Raw genomic sequence first — 18,211 nt, 5'->3', positions numbered from 1 at the left:
ACCGGATCGCGTACGCCCGCAAGCGCGCCGTACGAGTCCATCTGCCGACGGCGGCCGACCGCGCCCGGGAGGTCGCGGAGCTGCACGCCCGGGCCGCCGCCCTGCCGGGGTGGCCGGAGTCGCTGGAGCGGCTGGAGTGCGCGATCGCCGACCACGCCGGGCCGTTCGGGCTGGACGGGCTGCCCGCCCCGGCTCGGGTGGTCACCACGATGGTCCCCGGCGGGGCCGTCACGGGCCGGCTCGTCGGCGCGGCCGGTCCCGATCTGCACTTCGCCGACGGCCTCGTGGTGGACAGCCGGCTGCTCGCGGGCTGGGAACTCGTCGCCACCGATGCCGATGCCGATGCCGACGCCACGACCGCCGTGCCCGTCGCCGAACTGCCGCCGCCCGCCGCCCCCGCCGGGCAGGACGGGCTGTTCTGAACCACCGCGACCGCCCCCCGGCACCCCAGCAGGTCCAAGGTCAAGACTTGGATCCCTTTGGGCTCCCGGGCCCCGTTCCAGTGGACACGCCGGGGGGCCGCTGCGGAAGGTGGTGGGCATGAGCATCCAGCCCGTACCCGCTTTCGAACCGCCGTACGTGATGGCGGTTTTCAGCAACATCCGCACCCCGGAGGACACCGGATACCCGGAAGTCCTCGACCGGATGAAAGAGATCGTGAGCGCCAACCCGGGCTTCCTCGGCTACGAGTCCGCCCGCACCCCGGGAGGCCTCGGCATCACCGTCGCCTACTTCCGCGACCACGACTCCCTCGCCCAGTGGCGACAGGACCTGGAGCACCAGGCGGCCATGAAGAAGGGCCGCGCCGACTGGTACGAGAGCTACACCCTGCACGTCGCGACCGTCGAACGGAGCCACGGCTTTGCCCGCAACGGCTGACACGGTCCGCGCCTTCCGGGAGCGGCTCCGGCTGCCCGGACTGGTCGACGTGCACACGCACTTCATGCCCGAGAGGGTCCTGGCGAAGGTGTGGGACTACTTCGACGCCTTCGGACCGCTGAACGGTGTCGAGTGGCCCATCACCTACCGGCACGAGGAGGAGCAGCGGGTCGCGCTCCTGCGGGAGTTCGGGGTCCGGGCCTTCACCTCCATGCTCTACCCGCACAAGCCGGTGATGGCCGCCTGGCTCAACTCCTGGTCCGCCGGTTTCGCCGCCCGCACCCCCGACTGCCTGCACACCGCGACCTTCTTCCCGGAGGAGGGCGCCGGGGCGTACGTCCGCCAGGCCGTCGAAGCCGGGGCCCGGGTCTTCAAGGCACACCTCCAGGTCGGCGGGTACGACCCGAACGACGAGCTGCTCGACCCCGTCTGGGGACTGCTCACCGAGGCGGGCATCCCGACGGTGATCCACTGCGGGTCGGGGCCGGTCCCGGCCAAGCACACCGGACCCGAGCCGATCGCCCGGCTGCTGGCCCGCCACCCCCGGCTCCCCCTGATCGTGGCGCACATGGGCATGCCCGAGTACGCCGACTTCCTGGAGCTCGCCGACCGGTACACCGCGGTACGCCTCGACACCACCATGGCCTTCACCGACTTCTCCGAGCGGTTCCGGGGCTTCCCGGCCACCGAGCGCGGGCGGCTCGCGGACCTCGGCGACCGGATCCTGCTCGGCACCGACTTCCCGAACATCCCCTACCCGTACGAGCACCAGCTGGAGGCCCTCGAACGGCTCGGCCTCGGCGACGACTGGCTCCGCGCGGTCTGCCACGACAACGGGGCCCGGCTGTTCCGCCTGGTCTGAGCGGTGTGCCGCGTCGGTCGTGACAGCGGCGCCGGGTTTCTCAGGGAATTCACAGGGAGGGACAAGAACGCTCTCAGAGGCCGCGGTCAGCGTGGTCGCATGACTGCGACGACCACCGCCCACGCGTCCACGTCCACCAGCAACCCGACGGCCCTCGTCCGGCCGGACGGGGGCCCCTGCCGGGTACTCGTCGTCGACGACGAGGCCTCGCTCTCCGAGCTGCTCTCCATGGCCCTGCGCTACGAGGGCTGCGAAGTCCGCAGCGCGGGTGACGGGGCCGGTGCCGTGCGGGCCGCGCGGGAGTTCCGTCCGGACGTCGTGGTCCTCGACATCATGCTGCCCGACATGGACGGACTCGCCGTCCTCGGACAGCTGCGCCGGGAGATCCCGCAGCTCCCTGTGCTCTTCCTGACCGCGAAGGACTCCGTCGAGGACCGCATCGCGGGCCTGACGGCCGGCGGCGACGACTACGTCACCAAGCCGTTCAGCCTGGAGGAGGTCGTGGCCCGGCTGCGCGGCCTGGTCCGCCGCTCGGGCGCGGCGCAGGCGGCCCGCGGGGGCTCGGTCCTGGCCGTCGGCGACCTGCGGCTCGACGAGGACAGTCACGAGGTGTCCCGGGGCGGCCGGGAGATCCACCTGACCGCCACGGAGTTCGAGCTGCTGCGCTATTTGATGCGCAACCCGCGGCGCGTGCTGAGCAAGGCGCAGATCCTGGACCGGGTGTGGTCGTACGACTTCGGCGGCCAAGCCAACGTCGTCGAGCTGTACATCTCCTACCTGCGGCGCAAGCTGGAGAGCGGCCCCGGCTACCCGCCGATGATCCACACCCGGCGCGGCGCCGGCTACCTGATCAAGCCGGCCGAGTAGTGGCCCACCGCCCGCCGCGGTCGCAGCGCGCCTTCCGCCCGCCCCGCCTCTTCCGCCCGGTCCGCTCCTGGTCCCTGCGGGCGCGGCTCGTCGTCTCGGCGGTGGCACTGATCGCCGTGGTGGGCACGGCCATCGGGGCCGTCACCACCCTCGCACTGCGCTCGTACCTGGTCGACAAGCTCGACGACCAGCTGAGGGTCTCCGTGGAGATGGGCACCCGTAAGCCCCTCGGGGAGAAAGCGGTCCGGGACAAGGACGACAAGTTCGTCCTGACCCCCGGATCCCCGCTGGGCGCCGCCGGGATCCGTCTCCTCGCCGACGGCACCGTCGCCAACACGGCCCGCAGCGCCGCCCTCGGCGGCCCGGGGTACGACCACATCCAGCGCCTGACCGCGGCCCAGACCGCGGTCCTGGCGAGGGCCGCCCGCAAAGCCGCCGGTCAGGGCATGCCGGCCGCTGTGAACCTGGACCTGCCGGACCTCGGGGCCTACCGGGTGCTCACGGCCCCGGACGGCAGCCTCGTCCTCGGCTTCCCGCTCGCCGAGGTCGACTCCACCGTGAGCACGCTGATCGCCGTGGAGGTCTTCGTCACCCTCGCCGGGCTGATCGCGGCCTCCCTCGCCGGGCAGGCCCTGGTCGGGGTCGCCCTGCGTCCGCTGCGCCGGGTGGCCGCCACCGCCACCCGCGTCTCCGAACTCCCCCTGCACAGCGGCGAGCCCGCCCTCCACGAGCGCGTCCCGGACGCCGAGGCCGACCCCCGTACCGAGGTGGGACAGGTCGGCGCCGCCCTCAACCGGATGCTGGGGCACGTCTCCTCCGCACTCACGGCCCGCCAGCAGAGCGAGACCCAGGTCCGGCAGTTCGTCGCGGACGCCAGCCACGAGCTGCGCACGCCCCTCGCCTCCATCCGCGGTTACGCCGAACTGACCCGCAGGGGGCGCGAGGAGCCCGGCCCCGACACCCGCCACGCCCTGGGACGCATCGAGTCCGAGGCCACCCGGATGACCGGCCTCGTCGAGGACCTGCTGCTGCTCGCCCGGCTCGACGCCGGCCGCCCCCTCAGCTGCGACGACACCGACCTTGCCCCGCTCGTCGTCGACGCCGTGAGCGATGCGCGGGCCGCCGGGCCCGGGCACCACTGGCGCCTTGAGCTCCCCGACGAGCCCGCGCCCATCCGTGCCGACCCGGCCCGGATCCAGCAGGTCCTGGTCAACCTGCTCGCCAACGCCCGTACGCACACCCCGCCCGGCACCACCGTCACGGCCCATGTTTCACGTGAAACATCCGCCGTCCGGCTGAGGATCGAGGACGACGGGCCGGGAATCCCGACGGCCCTGCTCCCCCACGTCTTCGAACGCTTCGCCCGTGGAGACGCCTCCCGTTCCCGGGCCGCAGGCTCCACCGGCCTGGGACTGGCCATCGTCGAGGCCGTCGTGACGGCGCACGGAGGACAGGTGGGCGTCCAGAGCGAGCCTGGGCGCACCCGCTTCGAGGTCCTGCTCCCGCTCGCCCCGCACCAACCGCCGGGGAAGGGGCCCCTGGAGGGCTGCCGGACGGACTCACAGACGGGGCACAGGCTCACCACACAGCGGTGACAGCCCGCCCGGAGAAGGTCGGCACATGCGAACCGACACCTCCTCCGGCGCCCTTCCGGCACGGGCGCACCTCGCGCCCGTGCCCGGCGAGCCCGTACTCGACGTGGTGATCCCGGTCTTCAACGAGGAGAAGGACCTCGGCCCCTGCGTGCGCCGGCTCCACGAGCACCTCACCCGTACGTTCCCGTACCCGTTCCGCATTACGATCGCCGACAACGCGAGCACCGACGGCACCCCCGAGGTCGCGGCCGCCCTCGCCGCCGCGGTAGACGGCGTACGCAGCACCCGGCTGGAGGAGAACGGCCGCGGCCGGGCGCTGCGGACGGTCTGGTCCGACTCCGAGGCGCCCGTCCTCGCGTACATGGACGTGGACCTGTCCACCGACCTCAACGCGTTGCTTCCGCTGGTCGCCCCGCTCATCTCCGGGCATTCCGACCTCGCCATCGGCACCCGCCTCGCCCGCTCCTCGCGCGTGGTGCGCGGCGCCAAGCGGGAGTTCGTCTCCCGCGCCTACAACCTGCTCCTGCGCTCCTCCCTCGCCGCCCGCTTCAGCGACGCCCAATGTGGGTTCAAGGCCATCCGGCGGGAGGTCGCGGAGCGACTGCTGCCGCTGGTGGAGGACTCGGGCTGGTTCTTCGACACCGAACTGCTGGTCCTCGCCGAGCGGGCCGGGCTGCGGATCCACGAGGTGCCCGTGGACTGGGTGGACGACCCGGACTCCACCGTCCACATCGTCAGCACCGCCACCGAGGACCTCAAAGGCATGTGGCGGGTGGGCCGGGCACTCGCCGTCGGCGCACTGCCGCTCGACCGGCTCGCCCGCCCCTTCGGCGACGACCCGCGCGACCGCAGCGCCCTGCCCGGGGTGCCGCGCGGGCTGGCCCGCCAGCTCCTGGGCTTCTGTGCCGTCGGGGTGCTGTCCACGCTGGCCTACCTCGCCCTGTACTCCCTCTTCCGGCTCGGCGCCGGACCGCAGCCCGCCAACGCCGGCGCCCTGCTGGTCTCCGCCGTCGCCAACACCGCCGCCAACCGCCGGCTCACCTTCGGCGTCCGCGGCCGGGACCGGGCCGTACGGCACCAGGCCCAGGGCCTCGTCGTGTTCGGCGTCGGACTGGCCCTGACCAGCGGATCGCTCGCCGCGCTCGGCGCGGCCACCGCCGCCCCCTCCCACAGCACCGAACTGGCCGTACTGATCACGGCCAACCTCGCCGCCACCGTGCTGAGGTTCCTGCTCTTCCGCGCCTGGGTCTTCCCCGAGCGGCGCGCCACTCCCGCGAAGGACGACAACCGATGACCACGGCCGTACCACCCATGGACGCCCCGTTCCCCGAACGGGCCCCGACCGCTCCGCCCGCCCCGACCGCGCCGGGTTCCGCGGCCGGTACCGCGGCCGCCGGGCGCCCGCGCTGGGAGCGGCCCGCGTACGCGGCGCTCCTGCTGGCCGCCGCCGTCCTGCTGCTGTGGAACCTGGGCGCCTCCGGCTACGCCAACTCCTTCTACTCCGCAGCAGTTCAGGCGGGCAGCGAGAGCTGGAAGGCCTTCTTCTTCGGCTCCTCGGACGCCGGGAACTCCATCACCGTCGACAAGCCCCCGGCCGCGCTGTGGCCCATGGCCCTGTCCGTCCGGCTGTTCGGGCTCGGCGGCTGGCAGATCCTCGTTCCGCAGGCCCTGATGGGAGTCGGCACCACGGCCGTGCTCTACGCCGCCGTACGCCGCCACTTCGGGCCCGCGGCCGCCCTGATCAGCGGCGCGGTCTTCGCGCTCACCCCGGTCGCCGCGCTGATGTTCCGCTTCAACAACCCGGACGCGCTGCTGACCCTCCTGCTGACCGTCACCGTCTACTGCCTCCTGCGCGCCCTCGAAGGGGCCCAGACCAAGTGGCTCGTCTGGGCGGGCGTCGCGGTCGGCTTCGCCTTCCTGACCAAGACCCTCCAGGCCTTCGTCATCCTGCCGCCGCTCGCCCTCGTGTACGCGGTCTGCGCGCCGGCCCGGCTGCGCCGGCGGCTCGGCCAGCTCCTGCTCGCCGGAGCGGCCATGGTGGTGGCCGGCGGCTGGTGGGTGGCGATCGTGGAACTCTGGCCCGCCTCCTCCCGCCCGTACATCGGCGGCTCGCAGAACAACTCCTTCCTGGAACTCACCCTCGGGTACAACGGCCTCGGCCGGATCAACGGCAACGAGACCGGCAGCGTCGGCGGCGGAGCCCGGCCCGGTGGCGGTGGCGCGGGCGGGGGCGGCTGGGGGGAGACCGGCATCGACCGGCTCTTCTCGGCCAACATCGGCGGACAGATCTCCTGGCTGCTTCCGGCGGCCCTGGTCATGCTCGTCACCGGACTCGTGATCACGTGGCGGGCCCGCCGGGCCGCCGACTCCCTGGAGGGCATGGCCCGGGCGGCGTTCCTGGTGTGGGGCGGGGCCCTGCTGATCACGGCGCTGGTCTTCAGCTACATGCAGGGCATCTTCCACGAGTACTACACGGTGGCGCTGGCGCCGTTCGTGGCCGCGCTGGTCGGCATGGGCGTGGCCATGCTGTGGGAGGAGCGGGGCGGCAGGGCCGCCGCGCTCACCCTGTCCGCCACCCTGGCCCTGACCGCCTGGTGGTCCTGGGTCCTGCTCGGCCGTTCGACCGGCTACCTGCCCTGGCTGCGCTTGACGGTGCTCGCGGCCGGTCTCCTCGCCGCCGCCGGGCTGCTGGTCGGCGCCCGGCTCGGCCGGCGGTTCGCGCTGGGCGCGGCGGGGCTGGGGCTGGCGGCGTCGCTGGCCGGTCCGCTCGCGTACTGCCTGACGACGGTGGACTCCACGCGCGGCGGATCGATCGTGACGGCCGGGCCCGCCGTCTCGGGAGGCCGGGGCGGCATGGGCATGGGCATGCGCTTCGGCGGCGAACTCCCGCCGGGCATGCCCCCGCAGGGCGCGCAGGCGGGGCAGCAGGGCGGCGGTCCGCAGGGCGGGCCCCGGCAGTTCCCCGGAGGCCGGGGCGCGGCGGCCGGCCAGGGCGGTCAGGGCTTCCCGGGCGGCCAAGGCGCCTTCGGCGGGCGCGGTGCGCGCGGTACGGAGAACTTCCCGGGCGGCCCGGGCGGCGCCGGCTTCGGCGGTCTTCTCAACGGTACGAAGGCCGGCAAGGAGGCCACGGCGGCCCTGCGCAAGGACGCGGGGAAGTACACCTGGGCGGCAGCCACCGTCGGCGCGCAGAACGCGGCGAGCTACCAGCTGGCCTCGGGCGAGCCGGTGATGCCGATCGGCGGGTTCAACGGCAGCGACCCCTCCCCGACGCCGGCCCGGTTCCAGGAGTACGTACGCGCCGGGAAGATCCACTACTTCATCGCCGGCGGCGCCCGCGCCGGCGGCGAAGGGCAGACGGGGCAGACCGGGCAGGCCGGGGCGACCGCACGCGGCGGCGCCGGCGGTGGTCCCGGGGGCGGCCCGGGCGGCGGCACCAGCAGCGCCATCACGAGCTGGGTCCAGGCCCACTACCGGTCCACCACGATCGGCGGAGCCACCTTCTACGACCTGACCGCCCCCCTGAACGGCATGTCCGCCCCGTCCTGAACCTGCCGGAACGCGAGAGGCACCCTCTAGCATCAAGTGGGCGGACCGGGCATTCCGGGCTGATCCAGCTGTTGTGAGGAGGGTGCCTCCATGGTGACCGCGGCCGATCCCGGGGAGACCCGGACCAGCGTGTGGCTGTCCCCGGGGCACGGCGCACCCGCCAGGCGCCGCAGTGAGGTGCCTTCCGGTCTCGACCGGGACCGGATCACCGGGGCCACCGTCCGGCTGCTCGACGCCGAGGGGCTGGCCCGGTTCTCGATGCGCAGGCTCGCGGCCGGGCTCGGGGTCACCGCGATGTCCCTGTACTGGTACGTCGACACCAAACACGATCTGCTCGAACTGGCCCTGGACCGGGCCTTGGGCGAGCTCCCGCTGCCCCGCACTGCTTCGGCCGCTTCGGCCACCCCTGCCGTCCCGGCCGATCGGCCCGTCCGCGCCCGCGCCTCCGCCCCCGCCGATCCGGCCGCGGAGGGCTGGCCGGGCCGGCTGCGGTCGCTGGCCTGCGGGTACCGGCGCCTGCTGGCGGAGCACCCGTGGGTGGCGGCGCTGACGGCCGCGTACCCCAACATCGGCCCGCACGCCCGCGCCTTCGACTCCGCCCTCCAGCGCCTCCTCGACGCCACCGGCCTGGCGGGTGCCTGCCGGACCGGCGCGCACCTGGCCGTGTCGCAGTTCCTGCACGGCTGCGGGGGCGCTGCCCGGCGGGCGCCCGACGGGGACTTCGCCCTCGCGCTCGACGTCCTGATCGCGGGCATCGAGGCCAAGGCCGCCGCGCGCACGGGGACGTAGAAACCCCCGCCGGGCCGCTCCCACAGGAGGGGCGGCCCGACGGGGGCGCGCGTACCGCTCGGTTCCGCTACTCCGCAGAAGCCGAAGCCGAAGCCGAAGCCGAAGCCGAAGCCGAAGCCGAAGCCGAAGCCGAAGCCTGAGCCGAGGCCGAGGCCGAGGCCGTGGCCGGAGCCGGGGCCGCCGCCGCCGGGGCGTGGGCCGCCGGCTTCGACTTCAGCGCGACCTCCTTGATGAACAGCACCAGGACGAGCCCGAGCAGCGCGAACGGCGCCGCGTAGAGGAAGACGTCGCCGACGCCGTGCCCGTACGCGGACTCGATGACCGTGCGGAACGGCGCGGGCAGCTTGTCGAGGTCGGGGATCCCGCCCCCGGCCGTGCCGCCGTGGCCCATCGCCGCGGCCTTCGGACCGAGTTCGGCCAGCCCGTCCTTGACGTACTGGGTGACCCGGTTGGCCATGACCGCGCCGAGCGCCGAGACGCCCACGGCGCCGCCGAGCGAGCGGAAGAAGGTGACGACCGAGCTGGCCGAGCCCAGGTCCTGGGGGGCCACCTGGTTCTGCGTGGCGAGGACGAGGTTCTGCATCATCATGCCGAGACCGAGGCCGGTCAGCGCCATGTAGATCGCGATGTGCCAGTACGGGGTGTCGTACCGCAGGGTGCCCAGGAGGCCGAGGCCGGCCGTCAGGAGGACGCCGCCGGAGACGAGCCAGGCCTTCCACCTACCGGTCTTCGTGATCACCTGACCGGAAACCGTGGAGGAGACGAAGAGTCCGCCGATCATCGGAATCGTGAGGATTCCGGACATCGTGGGGGACTCGCCGCGGGCCAACTGGAAGAACTGGCTGAAAAACACCGTGCCCGAGAACATCGCGATGCCGACGAACAGCGAGGCGGCCGAGGCGAGGGAGATGGTCTTGTTGCGGAACAGGCGCAGCGGGATGATCGGGTCGCTCGCCCTGGACTCGACCAGGAGGAAGAGCAGGCCGAGGAGGACGGCGCCGCCGGTCATGGCCGCGGTGGTCCAGGAGATCCAGTCGTACGAGTCGCCGGCCTGCGTGACCCAGATCAGCAGCAGGGACACGGCTCCGCTGATCAGGAAGGCGCCGAGCCAGTCGACCTTGACGTCGCGGCGGACGACCGGGAGGTGCAGGGTCCGCTGGAGGACGATCAGGGCGATGATCGCGAACGGCACGCCGACGTAGAAGCACCAGCGCCAGCCGAGCCACGAGGTGTCGGTGATGACTCCGCCGAGCAGCGGGCCGCCGACGGTGGCGACGGCGAAGACCGCGCCGAGGTAGCCGCTGTACCGGCCGCGCTCGCGCGGGGAGATCATCGCGGCCATCACGATCTGGGCGAGGGCGGAGAGGCCGCCGACGCCGATGCCCTGGACGACGCGGCAGGCGATGAGCATGCCGGTGTTCTGGGACAGGCCCGCCACGACGGAGCCGAGGACGTAGATCACCAGGGATATCTGGACCAGCAGCTTCTTGCTGAAGAGGTCGGACAGCTTGCCCCAGAGCGGGGTCGCGGCCGTCATCGACAGCAGGGCGGCGGTGACGACCCAGGTGTACGAGGACTGCGTGCCGCCGAGGTCGCTGATGATCTGGGGGAGCGCGTTGGAGACGATCGTGGACGACAGGATCGCCACGAACATGCCCAGCATCAGGCCGGACAGCGCCTTCATGATCTGCGCGTGGGTCATGGGGGCGTGGGGGCCGGGGGCGGAGGACGCGGGGTCGGACGTGGCCTCCGACCGGCTGCCTCCCTGCACACCGGTGGGTGCGGTGGTCGCCATGGGTTTCCTTTGTCTAGAAGCTCGATCGGAGCCGGGTCAGCAAGGTGTTGAGTACGTCGATGTCGTGTGGGGACCAGTCGGCCAGGGCCTTCTCCAGCGCGCCGGTGTAGCGGGCGCCCACCTCGGCGAGGAGGGCGTGGCCGGCCGGGGTGAGCCGCAGGATGCGGCAGCGGCCGTCGCCGGGGTCGATGTCGCGGGTGATCCACCCGCGGTCGGCGACGTGGGCGACGTGGCGGCTGGTCACCGAGATGTCGATGGCCATGAGGTCGGCGAGGCGGCCGAGCCGTATCTCGCCGTGGCGGTCGAGCAGGGTGAGGACGGCGGCGGAGCCGGGCGGGCAGTCCGGGGGGAGGAGGCGGGCCAGGTCCCGCTTGACCGCGCCGATGCCGGTGAGCTGGCGGGCCAGCTCCTCGTAGCGGCTGGTGGGGGCGGGCTGCGCGGGTGGTGCCGGTGGCGCCGGTGGTGCCGGCAGGGTCTGGGCTTCCGTGGTCATGGGGCTCCCCCCTCCCTTTCCTCGTCGTGGATGTTGTTGCTTAGGGCAACCATAGGATCGATTGGTTGCTACAGGCAAATGAATAGGGGGGTGGGGGCGGTAAAGGAATCGGAAAACCCGCTAGGGTCCTGAGGCATGGCTGCGAACCACAACTCACAGGGCCCCGAGGGCAACTACGACCCCGCGGGCAGCACTCAGATGTTCCGGGCGTTCGTCGAGGAGGCCGCACCGGCCGGGCCGGGGCAGGGACCCGTGGCTCCGGGGTCCCGTCGGCGCCAGGCCGCGCAGGGTTCCGGGTCGAAGACCGGCCTGTGGCTGGGGGTGGGGGTCGCCGCTCTGGTGCTGATCGGACTGGTGGCCTGGATGGCCCTCTAGGTCGTCGGGCCGGAGCGGCGGGCGGGTCCGGGCGGGTCGCAACGGCCCGCCGGACCGGGAGGCTGCGGCGCCGTCCTCACGTCCAGGTCGCCGTGGCCCTCCGCGTTTCCACGTGCATGCCCAGGGGGACCCGCCAGGATTCCACGCAGACCGTGTAGGTCTGCGCCTTCGTCGTGCCGCCCGGGATGGGGGCGGGGAGGGGCTGGGCCGTGTCGACCGTGGCCCAGTCGATGCCCAGCGCGCCGATGATGTGGGTCGAGAACGTGACCGTCCCCGAAGTGGCCGGTTTCGTGCCCTTGTTGGTGAACGCCACCGTGACCTTCTCGCACCACCGGTCCGCCGCCTGGGCGCGGGCCGGCGGGCTCAGGACCAGGTTCGCCGGCGTGCCCGGGGGCGTGGTCCCCGGAGCGGGGGCGGGGGGCTTCGAGGTGGTCGGCGGCAGCTCCGGCACGGGCGGAGGCTGGGGCGGCGGCTGTACGGTCCCGGCTTCGCCGGCCGGGGCGCCCGGGGACCCGCTCTGGGACCCGCCCTGGGACCCGTCCGGCGCGGAGGCCGCGGTACTCCCCCGGGCCGGGATGCCGGGCGGCGTACCGCCCGTCGGCGCCGGGGCCTGGGCCGAGGCGGCGGGGCCGTCGCCCAGTGGCCGGAGTTCCACCGCGGACCGCGGCGGTACGTTGTCGCCCGCACGGCGTTCCGGGCCCGGGGCCACGGCGCCGGCGGCCGCGTAGCCGTTCCGCGCCGGGCCGCCGCATCCCGTCAGGCACGCGGCGGCCAGAGAGCAGCACAAGGTCGTCAGGGTGAGCGTTCGGCGGTCCACTCGCATCGCCGTAGTTTTGCTGACCCTGCGTCAGGTGGGAACCCCTTCGGCCGGGGCTACTCGCCGATCAGGCCCACGCGCAGCTGCGCCAGCGTGCGCGTCAGCAGCCGGGAGACGTGCATCTGGGAGATGCCGACCTCCTCGCCGATCTGCGACTGCGTCATGTTCGCGAAGAACCGCAGCATGATGATCTGCCGCTCCCGGGGCGGGAGTTTGGCGAGCAGCGGCTTGAGCGACTCGCGGTACTCGACGCCCTCCAGCGCGGTGTCCTCGTACCCGAGGCGGTCCGCGAGCGAGCCCTCGCCGCCCTCGTCCTCGGGGGAGGGCGAGTCGAGCGAGGAGGCGGTGTACGCGTTGCCCACGGCGAGGCCGTCGACCACGTCCTCCTCCGACACCCCGAGTACGGCGGCCAGTTCCGGCACCGTCGGCGAGCGGTCCAGCTTCTGCGCGAGCTCGTCGCTGGCCTTGGTGAGGGCGAGGCGCAGCTCCTGGAGCCGGCGCGGGACGCGCACGGACCAGGAAGTGTCCCTAAAGAATCGTTTGATCTCGCCCACGACGGTCGGCATCGCGAAGGTCGGGAACTCCACACCGCGTTCGCAGTCGAACCGGTCGATCGCCTTGATCAGGCCGATCGTGCCGACCTGGACGATGTCTTCCATCGGCTCGTTGCGGCTGCGGAAGCGGGCGGCCGCGTACCGCACCAGCGGCAGGTTCAGCTCGATCAGGGTGTCGCGTACGTACGCCCGTTCGGGGCTGTCCACGTCCAGGGCGGCGAGTCGCTGGAAGAGGGAGCGGGAGAGGGTGCGGGTGTCGATGGCTTCCGAGCGGACAGGCGCTGCAGGCAGTGCAGGCGCTGCCGGCGCTTCGCTCTTGATGAGCGTGAGCACCTTGGAGCTGCCCTGGTCTCCGGACATGCCACCCCCTTGAGGTCGCGGACGGTCGCGTACTGCGCGCCCGTCGGAGGAACGCAGCCTCCACCTGAATACCGGAGGCGGGGCTGCGGCAAACGCGGTTCCAGCAGAATGTCACATGTCGGCAACGCGCTGTAGCGCCAAGTCGACATATATCTCCAGCGACAGAGCGGAATGAGCCCATTCCATGGGAAACGGCGGAACGACCTCCACCCGTTCCAGCTACGCCTCGATCCTGTTTGCGGATCGGAGCCGGGCGAAGCTGCGCGCGAGCAGTCGCGAAACGTGCATCTGGGACACACCGAGCTCCGCGCTGATCTGGGACTGCGTCAGATTGTTGTAGTACCGCAGCAGCAGGATCCTTTGTTCACGTTCGGGCAGCTGTACGAGGAGATGGCGTACGAGGTCGCGGTGCTCGACCCCGGCCAGCTCCGGGTCCTCGTAGCCGAGTCGGTCCAGCAGGCCCGGCAGCCCGTCGCCCTCCTGGGCGGCCTCCAGCGAGGTGGCGTGGTACGAACGGCCGGCCTCGATGCAGGACAGCACCTCGTCCTCGGTGATCCGCAGCCGCTCGGCGATCTCGGGGGTCGTGGGCGTGCGCCCGTGCAGGGTGGTGAGGTCCTCGGTGGCCGCGTTCACCTGGACCCACAGCTCGTGGAGCCGGCGCGGCACGTGCACGGTGCGGACGTTGTCGCGGAAGTACCGCTTGATCTCGCCCACGACGGTCGGCATGGCGAAGGTCGGGAACTGCACCCCGCGATCGGGGTCGAACCGGTCGATCGCGTTGATGAGGCCGATCGTGCCGACCTGGACCACGTCCTCCATCGGCTCGTTGCGGCTGCGGAAGCGGGCGGCCGCGTACCGCACGAGCGGAAGGTTCGCCTCGATGAGGGCCCCGCGCACCCGGTGGTGCTCGCTCGTGCCCGGCTGTAGGCCCTTCAGCTGCCCGAAGAGGACCTGGGTGAGGGCACGGGTGTCCGCGCCCCGGCTCTGCGGTCTCGGGGGCGCCGGGGGCTCCGCAGGGGGGTCCTGCTGGGGTGGGACCTGGGAGTCCGGGGGCGGAGCCTGGGTGTCGTGGGGCGGAGCCTGGGTGTCCTGGGATGGAACCTGCGAGTCCTGGGTCGGGACCTGGGAGTCCTGGGGCGAGTCCGGGGAGGGGGGCTGGGCCGGGCCCTGGGAGGGGCTCCGCGGGGAGTGCGAGGAGGAGTCCTGCTGGGGCTCCTGCTGGGGTGGCACCTGAGGCGCAGTACTGGCCGGCACGGTCACGCCACCCCTTCAAGTCAACTCATCCGTCAAAAGCGGTCATAGCATCACAAGACATGTGCACTGTGTGCAAGCACCGTATATCGCCGTGTTGAGGGCAAGTTGGGCATAATGGGGTGTTTTGGGCAAGGGAATTGCGAGGTGCGGGAACACGAAAACCCCCCACCCGTCGGAGTGGGGGGCCGGTCAGTCGAAAGGCCGCGTCAGCGTACGGGTCAGCGCACCAATTCGGTCATGAACGCGCCGATGCCGTGGGCGGCGTCCGATATGCCCTGGAAGCCGATTTTGACGATGTCGGCGGCCTTGACCGGCTGGGTGATGATCACGAAGAGCACGAATATGACGAGCCCACTCATGATCATCTTCTTGGTGTCCATCAGCGGTGTCGGCCTCCCCAACCGGTACTGCCAAGTCGGGTGAGTCTAACCGCTCGTCTTCGGACACTCACCAGGCCTTTATGGACCAATGACCCGGCGGTCCGGGTCCTTTGCCGCAGTACGGGAGGGTGGGGGTGGAGCAGTATGGAGGGCGAGCCCACCGGTTCTGGCAGGAAACCGGTGGGTGAGGGACAGGACCTCACTGCGGGGTCCGAGCCGCGGGCTTTCCCCCTGATCGCGGCCCGGGCTGGCAGGTTCCGTCCTCGTCGGGGGGAGTGGCTTGTCCCCCCGACGCCACTTCCCCCGCCCGTACGTCGAAGGCCCCGACCCCGGTCGGGGCCTTCTTCGGCTGTCCGGGGAGGGGCCGCCGCCGACTACTGAATGGCGCCGAGCAGGTCCAGGACGGGTGCCACGGGGGCGATCGCGGGGTCGAGGTCGTTCGGCAGCTGCGTCAGCCGGCCCAGCTTGTCCAGCTCGCCCAGCTTCCCGCCGATCTCCTGGACGGAACCGGGCGTGGCCCCCTGCGGCATGCCCGGGGCCGCCTGCGGCAGGTCCGGGAGGGTGATCGGGGCCGGGGCGGCGGCGGAGGCGGCGGGAGCGGCGAGGCCCGCGGCGGCCCCCGCGAGGGCGAAGGCGGCGAGCATGCGCTGGATCTTGGTCATGCCGTGACAACGGCGGAGCGGGGCGCGCGGTCACGCGGGCGTCATCCGTAAAGACGCGTCGGCCCGCGGCGGGACGTCCGGCAAAACGCCGAGAGCCCCGTCCCTTGCGGGGCGGGGCTCTCGAACGAAGCGGTAGTGGAGGGATTTGAACCCCCGATGGGTTGCCCCATACTCGCTTTCGAGGCGAGCTCCTTCGGCCACTCGGACACACTACCGAGATGGATCCTAGCCTAAGGATCCGCATCAAATGAAATCGATACCGCCGAGCCCCCTCAGCGGTCGCGGAAGAAGTCCGTCAGCTGCCGCGCGCACTCCTGCGCGAGCACGCCGCGGATCACCTCCGGACGGTGGTTGAGCCTGCGGTCCCGTACGAGGTCCCAGAGCGACCCCGCGGCGCCCGCCTTCTCGTCGTCGGCCCCGTAGACGACCCGGGCCACCCGCGACTGCACGAGCGCGCCCGCGCACATCACGCACGGCTCCAGGGTCACCACGAGGGTGCACCCCGGAAGCCGCCATTCCCCGAGCCGGGCGGCCGCCCGGCGCAGCGCCAGTACCTCGGCGTGCGCCGTGGGGTCGCCGGTGGCCTCGCGCTCGTTGTACCCGGTGGCGAGGATCTCGCCGTCCGGGCCCAGCACGACGGCGCCGACCGGCACGTCGCCGGCCGGCACCGCCCGGGCGGCCTCCGCGAGCGCGAGGCGCATGGAGGCCCGCCACGGGTCCCGTACGGGATCGGGGCCGTGCGGGGGGTGGTGCGTGGTGATCACTAGCGGACGGCCTCCAGCACCTCGGTGGCGCCGAGGGACTCGGCGATCTCCGAGAGGGCGTCCCCGTCGAGGGTCATCAGTTGTTTGTTGCTGACGCCGAGGTCGTCCAGCAGCCGGGGGTCGCCGAGCGGGCCGGCGGGTACCGGTTCCGCACCGGGCGGGTCCTCCTCGTCCTCGTCGTCGGCATCGGCGAACGCGGCGATCGTCTCCTCCTCGCCGTCCTCGGTGCCGTCCAGGTCCAGTTCGTCGAGTTCGTCCTCCTCCTCGTCGCTGCCCAGCAGCTCGTCGGTCAGCATCGAGCCGTAGGAGCTGCGGGAGGCCGCGGAGGCGTTCGACACGAAGTACCGCGGGTCCTCCTCGCCGTCCACGCGGACGACGCCGAACCAGGCGTCCTCCTGCTCGATGAGGGCGACCACCGTGTCGTCGTCGACAGCGGCGGACCGGGCGAGATCGATCAGATCACTGAGGGACTCGACGTCGTCGAGTTCCATGTCGCTCGCTTCCCACCCGTCTTCGGTGCGCGCGAGCAGTGCGGCGAAGTACACCGTGACTCTCCCACTGGTCATAGGCGTGCCGGTTGGAGGTCCCCCCGGCCGGAGGTGGGGAGGGTGGGAACGGCTGTCCTGCTCGCCGTTCGTGCCCCGCCCAATCGGCATCGTGGCAGAAAGCGCGGCTTTGCGAGAGGTCTTCGGCGCTTGCGTCGTCCCGTGCCGTGCGCTCCGCGGGTTGTACGGGGGCCGCCGGCGCGCGCTGCGGCGGCCTCGCGCGGCCCCTCGATCCCGCCCGCGGCCTCGGCGCGGCGAACGCCGGAGCGGCCCGGCGCGGGCCCGGGCCCGCGCCGGGTGCGCGGCGGGTCACCAGCGGAACGTGCGCATGCGCATCTGCTGGCGCATGCGGGCCGCGCGGGCACGGCGGGGCTGGACGCGGTCGCGCAGGGCCCGCGCCTCCATCAGGTCGCGCAGGAACTGGGCACGGCGCGCTCTGCGCTGCGCTGCCGTCTCCGGCTGTTCAGGCGCGTCATCGCCCCGGCTCGGCTGCTGCGTGTCGGGCATCGGCCACCACCCCGGCTGGTCCGGTCGTCCTCCTCCGCCGTCGCGAAGCAGACCCCCCGCAGCCCACCTTCCCCCGGTTGGCGCGGTTGATGCCACCCTTTCGCAGCGCTTTCCAAGCGCCTTCGCAGCTCAGAGGGTTGCTACGCGCCGTCCGGCAGGGTCGGGACGACCGCCACGGGACCGTGCGCGTGGTGCAGGACCGCGTGGGCCACCGAGCCGATCATCAGGGACCCGAGGCTGCGCCGCGGGTGGTGGCGGCCCACCACCACCAGGGCCGCCGACCGGGAGGCCGTCACCAGCCGCTCGGCCGCGTCGCCCGGGGCCGCCGCCTGCTCGACCGGCACCTGGGGCCAGCGGGCCCGGAACGGCGCCAGCCGCTCCGTCTGGGAGCGCAGCATCTCCCGCTCCGCCGGCACCGCGTTCCCGTCGTCGGCCAGGCCCTCCGGCGGGATCACCTGGAAGGGGGCGTCCACCACCGTCACCGGCGCCGGCGGGATCGCGTACGCGGAGACCACCTGGACGGTGGTCCCCCGTGCGGCCGCTTCCTCGAAGGCGAAGGCCACCACGTCGTCCGCCGTCTCGGCGGCGTGCAGCCCGAGCACCACCCGGCCGCCGGACGGCCCGTCCCCGGCCTCGGCGCTGCGCTCCGCGTGCGGGACCACCACCACCGGGCACACCGCCGAGGAGGCCACCGCGCGGCTGTTCGAGCCGAGCAGCAGGGCCGCGAAGCCGCCGCGCCCCCGCGAGCCCATCACCACCATCAGGGCTTCCTCCGCGGTCACCCGCAGGGCCTCGGGCACGGAGCCCTCCAGCGATTCGTACCGCACCTCGGCCGGCAGTTCGGGGGCCCGCGCGAGGAGGTCCCGTACGTGCTCCCCGACGGGGTCGGGGTGCTCCTGCGGCTGGGAGGGGTCGGCGAGGGAGGAGCGGCGCGCCGCGTACAGCTGGGCGCTGTCGGGCAGCACGTGCGCGACCACGAGCGGGGCGCCGCGGCGCAGCGCCTCGGTCCGCGCCCATTCCAGGGCCTTGAGGCTGTGATCGGATCCGTCGACCGCCGCGACCACCGGTGCGTTGCTCATCCGTCCAGCGTGCTGGGCGCCCGGGCGGGCCGCATCCGCAGGGGATCCGCTGCGGAACGGGGAGGCATCAGGCAGGGATCGGAGACGC

General features: G+C 72.8%; 20 protein-coding genes and 1 tRNA gene. 9 read left to right on the top strand and 12 right to left on the bottom strand.

Features of this window, described 5'->3' with window-relative positions; translation table 11 throughout:
- The 8 genes from ACS04_RS12590 to ACS04_RS12555 all read left to right on the top strand — a co-directional run.
- Nucleotides 1-422, top strand: a 422-nt coding sequence (locus tag ACS04_RS12590; RefSeq protein ID WP_048476654.1) for a DUF2797 domain-containing protein, incomplete at its 5' end; no start/stop codon positions are given.
- Nucleotides 423-540: 118 nt separating this feature from the next.
- Nucleotides 541-879: an antibiotic biosynthesis monooxygenase family protein gene (locus ACS04_RS12585; RefSeq protein ID WP_048476653.1), complete on the top strand. Its 339-nt coding sequence runs from the start codon at nt 541-543 to the stop codon at nt 877-879.
- The gene (locus tag ACS04_RS12580) at nt 863-1,741 is read left to right on the top strand and encodes an amidohydrolase family protein (RefSeq protein WP_048476652.1); all 879 of its coding nucleotides are present in this window, start codon (nt 863-865) and stop codon (nt 1,739-1,741) included. Before ACS04_RS12585 ends, ACS04_RS12580 begins: the two co-directional genes overlap by 17 nt.
- Before the next feature lie 99 nt (nt 1,742-1,840).
- The gene (locus tag ACS04_RS12575) at nt 1,841-2,608 is read left to right on the top strand and encodes a response regulator transcription factor (RefSeq protein ID WP_048476651.1); all 768 of its coding nucleotides are present in this window, start codon (nt 1,841-1,843) and stop codon (nt 2,606-2,608) included.
- A gap of 74 nt (nt 2,609-2,682) precedes the next feature.
- Nucleotides 2,683-4,203, top strand: a complete 1,521-nt coding sequence (locus ACS04_RS12570; protein WP_048476658.1) for a sensor histidine kinase — start codon at nt 2,683-2,685, stop codon at nt 4,201-4,203.
- Nucleotides 4,204-4,228: 25 nt separating this feature from the next.
- The gene (locus ACS04_RS12565; protein WP_048476650.1) at nt 4,229-5,497 is read left to right on the top strand and encodes a bifunctional glycosyltransferase family 2/GtrA family protein; all 1,269 of its coding nucleotides are present in this window, start codon (nt 4,229-4,231) and stop codon (nt 5,495-5,497) included.
- The gene (locus ACS04_RS12560; protein WP_048476649.1) at nt 5,494-7,749 is read left to right on the top strand and encodes a glycosyltransferase family 39 protein; all 2,256 of its coding nucleotides are present in this window, start codon (nt 5,494-5,496) and stop codon (nt 7,747-7,749) included. The genes ACS04_RS12565 and ACS04_RS12560 overlap by 4 nt, the downstream gene beginning before the upstream one ends.
- Nucleotides 7,750-7,839: 90 nt before the next feature.
- The gene (locus tag ACS04_RS12555) at nt 7,840-8,538 is read left to right on the top strand and encodes a TetR/AcrR family transcriptional regulator (protein WP_048476648.1); all 699 of its coding nucleotides are present in this window, start codon (nt 7,840-7,842) and stop codon (nt 8,536-8,538) included.
- Nucleotides 8,539-8,605: 67 nt separating this feature from the next.
- Here ACS04_RS12555 and ACS04_RS12550 read toward each other — a convergent pair whose 3' ends face one another.
- The gene (locus tag ACS04_RS12550; RefSeq protein ID WP_483414639.1) at nt 8,606-10,240 is read right to left on the bottom strand and encodes an MDR family MFS transporter; all 1,635 of its coding nucleotides are present in this window, start codon (nt 10,238-10,240) and stop codon (nt 8,606-8,608) included.
- Nucleotides 10,241-10,346: 106 nt separating this feature from the next.
- On the bottom strand, nt 10,347-10,805 hold the full coding sequence (locus tag ACS04_RS12545) for a MarR family winged helix-turn-helix transcriptional regulator (RefSeq protein ID WP_048476657.1): 459 nt from the start codon (nt 10,803-10,805) through the stop codon (nt 10,347-10,349).
- 156 nt (nt 10,806-10,961) lie between these two features.
- Between ACS04_RS12545 and ACS04_RS12540 the strand changes: the two genes are divergently transcribed.
- On the top strand, nt 10,962-11,201 hold the full coding sequence (locus ACS04_RS12540) for a hypothetical protein (RefSeq protein WP_048476646.1): 240 nt from the start codon (nt 10,962-10,964) through the stop codon (nt 11,199-11,201).
- Nucleotides 11,202-11,277: 76 nt separating this feature from the next.
- On the opposite strand, the gene ACS04_RS12535 is transcribed toward ACS04_RS12540, so the two are convergent.
- The 10 genes from ACS04_RS12535 to ACS04_RS12490 form a co-directional block, all read right to left on the bottom strand.
- Nucleotides 11,278-12,018 carry a hypothetical protein gene (locus ACS04_RS12535; protein ID WP_053080754.1) on the bottom strand — a complete coding sequence of 247 codons (741 nt, stop codon included), beginning with the start codon at nt 12,016-12,018 and terminating at the stop codon, nt 11,278-11,280.
- Between the two features lie 56 nt (nt 12,019-12,074).
- The gene (locus tag ACS04_RS12530) at nt 12,075-12,932 is read right to left on the bottom strand and encodes an RNA polymerase sigma factor SigF (protein ID WP_048476645.1); all 858 of its coding nucleotides are present in this window, start codon (nt 12,930-12,932) and stop codon (nt 12,075-12,077) included.
- 219 nt (nt 12,933-13,151) lie between these two features.
- Nucleotides 13,152-14,162 (bottom strand): RNA polymerase sigma factor SigF, encoded by a 1,011-nt coding sequence (locus tag ACS04_RS12525; RefSeq protein ID WP_245236378.1) that lies wholly within the window; start codon nt 14,160-14,162, stop codon nt 13,152-13,154.
- Between the two features lie 242 nt (nt 14,163-14,404).
- Nucleotides 14,405-14,566, bottom strand: a complete 162-nt coding sequence (locus ACS04_RS36210; protein ID WP_167352584.1) for a hypothetical protein — start codon at nt 14,564-14,566, stop codon at nt 14,405-14,407.
- A 374-nt stretch (nt 14,567-14,940) separates the two neighbouring features.
- The gene (locus tag ACS04_RS12515) at nt 14,941-15,228 is read right to left on the bottom strand and encodes a hypothetical protein (RefSeq protein WP_048476642.1); all 288 of its coding nucleotides are present in this window, start codon (nt 15,226-15,228) and stop codon (nt 14,941-14,943) included.
- 130 nt (nt 15,229-15,358) lie between these two features.
- A tRNA-Ser gene (locus ACS04_RS12510) sits at nt 15,359-15,443 on the bottom strand.
- A gap of 57 nt (nt 15,444-15,500) precedes the next feature.
- The gene (gene tadA / locus ACS04_RS12505; RefSeq protein WP_048476655.1) at nt 15,501-15,929 is read right to left on the bottom strand and encodes a tRNA adenosine(34) deaminase TadA; all 429 of its coding nucleotides are present in this window, start codon (nt 15,927-15,929) and stop codon (nt 15,501-15,503) included.
- 62 nt (nt 15,930-15,991) lie between these two features.
- Complete coding sequence (locus ACS04_RS12500; RefSeq protein ID WP_048476641.1) at nt 15,992-16,537, bottom strand: tRNA adenosine deaminase-associated protein; 546 nt, start codon at nt 16,535-16,537, stop codon at nt 15,992-15,994.
- A 309-nt stretch (nt 16,538-16,846) separates the two neighbouring features.
- Nucleotides 16,847-17,044 carry a hypothetical protein gene (locus ACS04_RS12495; RefSeq protein WP_048476640.1) on the bottom strand — a complete coding sequence of 66 codons (198 nt, stop codon included), beginning with the start codon at nt 17,042-17,044 and terminating at the stop codon, nt 16,847-16,849.
- Between the two features lie 140 nt (nt 17,045-17,184).
- Nucleotides 17,185-18,123, bottom strand: coding sequence for a universal stress protein (locus tag ACS04_RS12490; protein ID WP_048476639.1), 939 nt, complete (start codon nt 18,121-18,123; stop codon nt 17,185-17,187).
- Between the last annotated feature and the right edge of the window lie 88 nt (nt 18,124-18,211).

Origin of the sequence: Streptomyces roseus (assembly GCF_001044425.1) — a bacterium.
In the GTDB taxonomy this organism is placed as follows: Bacteria; Actinomycetota; Actinomycetes; order Streptomycetales; family Streptomycetaceae; genus Streptomyces; species Streptomyces roseus.
This window is presented reverse-complemented; position numbering and strand designations above follow the sequence as displayed.